Annotated in this window: 3 protein-coding genes and 1 tRNA gene; 3 read left to right on the top strand and 1 reads right to left on the bottom strand. The window is 42.2% G+C overall.

Going from position 1 to position 1,872, the window contains the following annotated elements:
• Positions 1–33: 33 nt before the first annotated feature.
• From GCCT14_RS04645 to GCCT14_RS04635, 3 genes are all read left to right on the top strand, one after another.
• A complete protein-coding gene (locus tag GCCT14_RS04645) occupies positions 34–726 on the top strand; it encodes a TCP-1/cpn60 chaperonin family protein (RefSeq protein WP_108624420.1) in 693 nt (230 codons plus the stop codon).
• Positions 717–789: transfer RNA gene (locus tag GCCT14_RS04640), tRNA-Asn, on the top strand. Before GCCT14_RS04645 ends, GCCT14_RS04640 begins: the two co-directional genes overlap by 10 nt.
• Before the next feature lie 8 nt (positions 790–797).
• On the top strand, positions 798–1,313 hold the full coding sequence (locus GCCT14_RS04635; protein ID WP_108624419.1) for a helix-hairpin-helix domain-containing protein: 516 nt from the start codon (positions 798–800) through the stop codon (positions 1,311–1,313).
• On the opposite strand, the gene GCCT14_RS04630 is transcribed toward GCCT14_RS04635, so the two are convergent.
• A partial coding sequence (locus GCCT14_RS04630; protein ID WP_275655991.1) for a helix-hairpin-helix domain-containing protein occupies positions 1,278–1,872 on the bottom strand: 595 nt, incomplete at its 5' end. The genes GCCT14_RS04635 and GCCT14_RS04630 overlap by 36 nt on opposite strands.

Below are 1,872 nucleotides of genomic sequence, written 5' to 3'. Positions count from 1 at the left end.
GAAGAAGGTTTAATGCTCCCTTTATGAGTTGTTGTGGACGGCAAAGGTTGCAAAAAAGAGATTGAAGCAAGAAGAGAACAGATTCGTCTAGAGCTCCATGAAGCAACATCTTCTTACACAAGGGACAATCTCCAAACTGAGTTAGGGCACTTTTCTGGCGGTGTTGCAGTCATCTACGTTGGTGGAGCTACTGAGGTAGAGATGAAAGAGCGAAAGGACAGAATCGTTGATGCGCTTGAAGCAACGAAGGCTGCAGTAGCTGAGGGCATCTTGCCTGGTGGTGGTACAGCGCTTCTTCGTGCCGCTCAGAAAGTTAGAAAGTCTCCTCCCAAGTGCTCAGGTGACGAGAAATTAGGAGTAGAAATTCTTCTAAGGTCTCTTGAGGCTCCGATTCTCCAAATTGCAGAGAATGCTGGGAAGAAGAGTGCTGTTGTGCTGCAAAAAGTTGAAAGCTTAGAAGGTAATTTCGGTTACAATGCTAGAACTGATCAATTTGAAGATTTAGTAGTTAGCGGCGTCATTGACCCCAAAAAGGTTGTAGTGATGGCTTTACGCAATGCTGAAGCACAAGCTTCAATGATTCTTACAACTGAGGCAACAGTAACCGATCTACCTACTCCATCTTCTTCAAAAGAACAAGATTGTGGAGATGGTATTAAATCATTGATTTTACATGAATTCCAGGCTCAGAGTAGAATCTGCGTCTGGTTTTCTATTCCGGATTAGCTCAGTTGGTAGAGCAGTGGACTGTTAATCCATTGGTCGCAAGTTCGAGTCTTGCATCCGGAGTGTTTTATATGTTTTCTTCTAGCTCTACTCTTTCTGGAATAGTTCTTCGCATAACGTATGAAGACCCCAAGGGTCTTTTTTCCGTGCTTCGACTTCAGCTTCCCGATCAAACTATTGCCACATTGGTTGGCCCTTTATCGGGCCTTTCCGTTGGGCAACGTCTCTCTTGTGAAGGAGAATGGAAAAAATCTATTCCTTATGGAGATCAATTTGTTGTGGCTTCTTTTTGGATGGAAGTTCCGACAAATGACCTACATGAATTGGAAATCTTCTTAGGAAGTGGGAATTTGCCTGGCATTGGTCCAGTCTTAGCTAAGAAAATCATTAATTCTTTTGGACTAGAGACTTCCTCAATTTTAGATCATCATCCTGACCGTCTTGTATCTATTCCCGGGATTACATCTAAGAAAGCTGATCATGTGCATCGAGCTTGGAAGGAACAACGTGATTTATGTAACTTAATGATTTTTTGTCAGAAAGTTGGTCTTTCAACCAATCACTCCAGAAGATTCTATGTCAAATGAAGGTACTCGAGAAGGAGAGCAAATCAAACGGTCTAATTGAGCTGCAATGTTCTCCTCAGTTCGATACGCTTGTGCACTCCAAATGAAAGGCTCCTCACCTAGATCACCCTCCTTATTAAACTGTACTAGACGCCCCTCTTTCAAAAGATGGTCAAGATGAATCTCTACAATGCTTTGTGAGGGAATTCGAAGAAGGTTTAATGCTCCCTTTATGAGTTGTTGCCTAGAGAAACATGTGTGACCTTCTTGGTAGCCTTGTGTTACAACGGCTTCGTAAGAAGCTTGAATCCTAATTGGAGAGTCAGGTGCAAGTTCAAGATTATTAGCAATTTGATCCGCTCTCTTAAAACCAAATCCCCAAATTTCACGTATAAGTAGGTAGGGGTTGTCACGAATAATCTCCTCAGAACGCGCTCCCCATTTCTCATAAATCTTTCTGGAGTGATTGGTTGAAAGACCAACTTTCTGACAAAAAATCATTAAGTTACATAAATCACGTTGTTCCTTCCAAGCTCGATGCACATGATCAGCTTTCTTAGATGTAATCCCGGGAATAGAT

This window comes from Candidatus Similichlamydia epinepheli, assembly GCF_003056015.1.
Note: the sequence above shows the minus strand (reverse complement) of the source record. Positions and strands in the feature narration are given on the sequence as shown.

Excerpts from the sequence above, each read along its gene's own strand:
- GCCT14_RS04635 (WP_108624419.1), top strand. The coding sequence starts at position 798 with ATGTTTTCTTCTAGCTCTACTCTTTCTGGAATAGTTCTTCGCATAACG.